This window comes from Aquabacterium sp. UBA2148 (genome assembly GCF_002328915.1).
Lineage (GTDB): Bacteria > Pseudomonadota > Gammaproteobacteria > Burkholderiales > Burkholderiaceae_C > Aquabacterium > Aquabacterium parvum.
On the sequence record NZ_DCXA01000015.1, the window covers coordinates 16,338 to 19,828 of the forward strand.

At 66.4% G+C, this 3,491-nt stretch carries 2 protein-coding genes and 3 pseudogenes; all 5 read right to left on the reverse strand.

Going from position 1 to position 3,491, the window contains the following annotated elements; genetic code table 11:
• A pseudogene (locus B2W70_RS00625) lies at positions 1-816 on the reverse strand (electron transfer flavoprotein subunit alpha/FixB family protein); the annotation flags it as partial.
• 51 nt (positions 817-867) lie between these two features.
• Entirely contained in the window at positions 868-1,716 is an 849-nt protein-coding gene (locus tag B2W70_RS00630) for an electron transfer flavoprotein subunit beta/FixA family protein (protein ID WP_286742003.1), read from the reverse strand.
• 21 nt (positions 1,717-1,737) lie between these two features.
• Positions 1,738-1,914: pseudogene (locus B2W70_RS00635) on the reverse strand (nitrogenase-stabilizing/protective protein NifW); the annotation flags it as partial.
• Positions 1,901-2,164: pseudogene (locus tag B2W70_RS18425) on the reverse strand (serine O-acetyltransferase); the annotation flags it as partial. The pseudogenes B2W70_RS00635 and B2W70_RS18425, both read right to left, overlap by 14 nt.
• 35 nt (positions 2,165-2,199) lie before the next feature.
• Entirely contained in the window at positions 2,200-3,336 is a 1,137-nt protein-coding gene (gene nifV / locus B2W70_RS00640; protein WP_286742004.1) for a homocitrate synthase, read from the reverse strand.
• Positions 3,337-3,491 lie beyond the last annotated feature (155 nt).

Below are 3,491 nucleotides of genomic sequence, written 5' to 3' on the forward strand. Positions count from 1 at the left end.
CCCGCCTGCACGCAGGGGCGGGTGGCGCCCACCTCGCCGCCCAGCACGCGGGCCAGGTCGAAGACGAGCTTGAAGTTCTCGGGGGTCTTGAGGCCTTTGCCGCCGCTGACGATCACGTCGGCATAAGGCAGGTTGATCTGGTTGGAGCTGGCGTCGGCGATGAAGTCCAGCAGCTTGGTGACGATGTTCGTCTCGATCAGGCCGAGCGTGTCTTCGGAGGTGGGGCCGGTGCGTTCGCCGTCGGCGCGGGGCATGGCCATCACGCGGGGGCGGATGGTGGCCATCTGCGGTCGGTACGCCAGCGTCATGATCGTGCACAGCAGCGAGCCACCGAAGGTGGGGCGCGTGGCGGCCAGGGCGCGGGTGTTGGGGTCGATGGCCAGCTCGGTGCAGTCGGCGGTCAGGCCGGTGAGCAGGGTGGTGGCCACCGAGCCGGCCAGGTCGCGGCCTTGGCTCGTGGCGCCCAGCAGCACGATCTCCGGCTTGTACTTGTTGACCAGGTCGGTCAGGCCCTTGGTGCTCGTTGCGGTAGCCCTTGAGCACCGCATCGCGCATGAAGTAGACGTGGTCCGCGCCGAAGGTGAAGGCCTCCTTGGCGAAGCGGTCGAGGTCTTCATCGGGGCCGCCGAGCAGCACGCCGCACAGGGGTGAGCCCAACTGGTCGGCGAGCTTTCGGCCTTCGCCAAGCAGCTCCCACGAGACGCTGTGCGCGTGGCCGCGTTCGTGTTCAATGAAGACCCAAACGCCCTTGTAGACCTTGAGTTCGTCGGAGAGTTCGAGGTTGCGGCCGCGGCCGGCGGGTTTGGCGTCGCTCATGGCAGGGCTCCCGTTCGGGGTGATGACAGCGTGTGTTTGAAGGCGGCTTGATCAGGCGCTGAGCTTTTCAACCAGGTCCTGCTCCAGCGTTGTGTGGCGCGTGAAGATGGACTGGATGAGGTTGAGTGAGACGTCGCGCAACGAGGACGTCTCCACGCTTTGCATCTCGGCCTTCTCGGAGCGAGGTGTGGGGCCGAAGACTCGGCTGACCACGGTGGGTGAGCCCTTGAGCCCGATCTTGGTGGGGTCCTCGATGCCTGCGTCGTCCTTGTTCCACTTGCGCACCGGGTAGGCGGCGGCGTGGATCATGGCTGGCAGCGAGGCAAAGCGCATCTCGTTGGTGTTCTCCAGCATCGTGATCAGGCAGGGCAGCTTGGTTTGAAGCACCTGCACACCGCCTTCGCCGCGGCGCTCGACGGTGATGGTGCCGGCCTCCAGGTCGGTCTGGACGATGCGCGAGACGTAGGTCAGCAACTGCAGGCCCAGCCGCTTGGCCACGCCGGGACCGACCTGGGCGGTGTCGCCGTCGATGGTCTGCTTGCCAGCGAACACCATGTCGACCTGCTGCTCGCTGCCCAGCTTGCGAATGGCCGCCGCCAGCGCGTAGGACGTGGCCAGGGTGTCGGCGCCAGCGAAGGCCCGGTCGGTGACGAGAACGGCGTCGTCGGCACCGAAGGACACGCACTTGCGCAATGCCTCTTCGGCCTGAGGTGGGCCCATGCACAGCACGGTCACGCGACCGCCGAACTTGTCCTTCAGGCGCAGCGCCTCTTCCAGCGAGAACAGGTCATACGGGTTGACGATGGCGGGCACGCCCTGGCGCATGATGGTGTTGGTGACCGGGTGGACGCGGATCTGGGCCGAGTCGGGCACCTGCTTGATGCAGACGACGATGTGCATGGTGCTTTCCTGTTGGGCTGTTCAGAGGGAGGCGGTGGCGGCGGGGGCGGTCGCGATGGCGGCCTGCGGTGGCACCCGGTTCGGCAGCGATGCCTTGAGGCTCTGCAGCGAGACGTGTTGCTCGCCGTTGGCTTCCTGGAAGACCTTGAAGACCTTCTCCTGCGCGGGCGTGGACCGCACGAAGTCGGAGTAGGCGCGCACCCGGGTGGATGTCGATGTGGGTCCACCAACGCGCAAGGTAGGACATCCAGCGCGGCAGGTAGCGCCAGCCACCGATCCACAGCGCGTGTGCCAGCCGATGCAGGGCCACGGCGTGAACGCCAGGGTAGAGCGTCCAGACCGCGAAGCGAGAGCGGGCGGCTGGGTCGCGTTGTGCCACGCAGGCCACGTCTTCGCAAACCAGGCTCCACCAGCTTGGCGGCAAAGGTTGGCGCTCGCCATCGGTCATGGGGCCTTCTTCCAGCGGGGCGATTTCGGTCGGGCTCATGAGGGCTGTCCTTCCAGGGCCGATGACTCCAGGTAGAACTGACGCAGCTCGGCGGTCGTGGGCGAGCGCTTGTTGCGCACCGCGTGACCGCGAACGCGCTCGAGCAGCTGGGGCACCTGGGGCTCGTCCAAGGAGAGGCTCAGGGCCTGGTAGGCCAGCCTCACCGCACGCGTGCCGGAGTGCTTGCCCAGCACGGTCTGACGGGCGCGACCCAGCTCCGCCGGATCAAAGCCTTCGTAAGTGGTCGGGTGCTTGGCCAGCCCGTCGACATGGATGCCGGATTCGTGCGTGAAGATGGCATCGCCCACGATGCTCTTGTTGGCTGCCACGGGGCGGCCAGATGCCCGCTCGACCAGTTTGGAGATGCGCACCAGCTCGCTTGTGTGGATGCCGCAGTTCACACCGTGGATGTGCTTGAGCCCCATCACCACTTCTTCCATGGCCGCGTTGCCGGCGCGTTTGCCCAGGCCGTTGACGGTGGTGTTGGCGTGGGTGGCGCCTGCGCGCAGGGGAGCCAGGGTGTTGGCCGTGGCCAGGCCGAGGTCGTTGTGGGCGTGGATCTCGATGTCGATGTCCACCGCGTGGCGCAGCAGGCTGATGGCGTCGAAGGTGGCGAACGGATCGAGCACACCCAGGGTGTCGGCATAGCGGATGCGCGAAGCACCGCAGCGCTGCGCCAGCCGGGCCAGCTCGCCCAGGAAGACGGGGTTGGCGCGTGAGGCGTCTTCCGCTCCCACCGAGACTTCGCGACCCGCCGCATGAAGGGTGCTGACGAAGCGCTCGACCTGTTCCATCGCCCAGATGCGGTCTCGTTGCAGCTTGTGGCGAAGGTGGATGTCCGACACGGGGATCGACAGGTGGATGACGTCGACATCGCATTCGAGCGCGGCCAGTACATCTTCGTTGCGCATGCGGCCCCACACCATCAAACGGCTGCTCAGGCCCAAAGCCGCGATGGTGTTGATCGCTTGCACTTCGGTCTCGCCCATCACCGGGATGCCCACCTCCATCTCGGGCACACCGGCATCGGACAGTGCACGGGCAATGGCCACCTTCTCGTCGAGCGTGAAGGCCACGCCAGTGGTTTGTTCACCGTCGCGCAGGGTGGTGTCGTTGATGAGGGGGTGGAGCATGTCAGTCCGTTGGTTGGTCGGGGGACGAGGCTCTTTCTGCAATCGCTGTGCCACTCGGGTCAGCGCGGTGTTCACCAGGGGAGGCGGCTGATTTGCTGTTGGGATCGGCCTTGCGGTGCGTCGACCTTGTCGTGTTTGTGGTCGCTTTCGGCACA